Source organism: Mycobacterium sp. E3198, from assembly GCF_001667015.1.
Lineage (GTDB): Bacteria > Actinomycetota > Actinomycetes > Mycobacteriales > Mycobacteriaceae > Mycobacterium.
In genome coordinates, this window is record NZ_LZIS01000159.1 from 1 (window position 1) to 884 (window position 884).

Annotated in this window: 1 protein-coding gene; it reads left to right on the forward strand. The window is 76.0% G+C overall.

All coding sequences use genetic code 11. From position 1 onward, the window contains the following. On the forward strand, positions 1 to 670 hold a 670-nt coding region (locus A5673_RS17890), incomplete at its 5' end, for a PfkB family carbohydrate kinase (protein ID WP_068235139.1). Between the last annotated feature and the right edge of the window lie 214 nt (positions 671 to 884).

Below are 884 nucleotides of genomic sequence, written 5' to 3' on the forward strand. Positions count from 1 at the left end.
GGCGAAGGGCGACGGCATCGATGTCTCCGGGGTGGCGCGGCGCGGCGCGACGGCGCTGCTCATCGATCTCGTCGCGCGGCCGCCCGAGCGCATGCTGGTGGAAGACGTGCCGGATACCTCGCTAGTTCGAGTGGCGGACCTCGACGCCGCGGCCCGTGCGTGGGACGCCGCCGACACCGTCTCCATCCAGCTCCAGCAGCCGCCCGACACCGCGCTCGAGGCCGCGCGACGGGGCCGCCGGCAGGGACTGCGGGTGGTCGCCGACGGCGTGCCGGCACCCGATATTCGCGCCGATCTTCTCGCGTCGGTCGACGTGCTGCGCGCCGACGCGAAGGAGGCCGCCCTCATCGCCGGCCGGCCCGTAGCCACGGTTGCCGCCGCGGCGTCGTTGGGCCGCGAATTGCTCTCGTGCGGACCTCAATTGGTCGCGCTCGCGGTTCCGGACGTCGGCGACCTCTTGGTGTGGGACGGGGACCACGAACTGTTCGAGTTCGCCGACGTGGAGGTGGTGGATCCCACCGGCGCCGGCGATGCGTTCGTGGCGGGCCTCATCGCCGCGCTGCGCGCCGGTGCGGGGCCACGCCAGGCGGGTGGGCGCGCCGCGGCGGCCGCAGGCTCGACGGTGCAGCGCCTCGGCGGCCGACCCGACCTGACGGGCCTAGCTTCGTGACGGCCTAACCGCCGCCGCCACCGCCGGCCCCTCCTCCGGCACCGCCGCCCGCACCACCCGCTGCGCCGCCACCGCCGGGAGCAGGGTTAGCGGCGCCGCCGCCGTACGGTATCCGGGGAGCGGGCGCGGGTGCCGGGGGCGGCGCGGGGCTGGACGACGTGGGACCCGCCGGCGCTGCCGGCGCGCTCGATGCCGAAATTTCTGCGGCCGTACT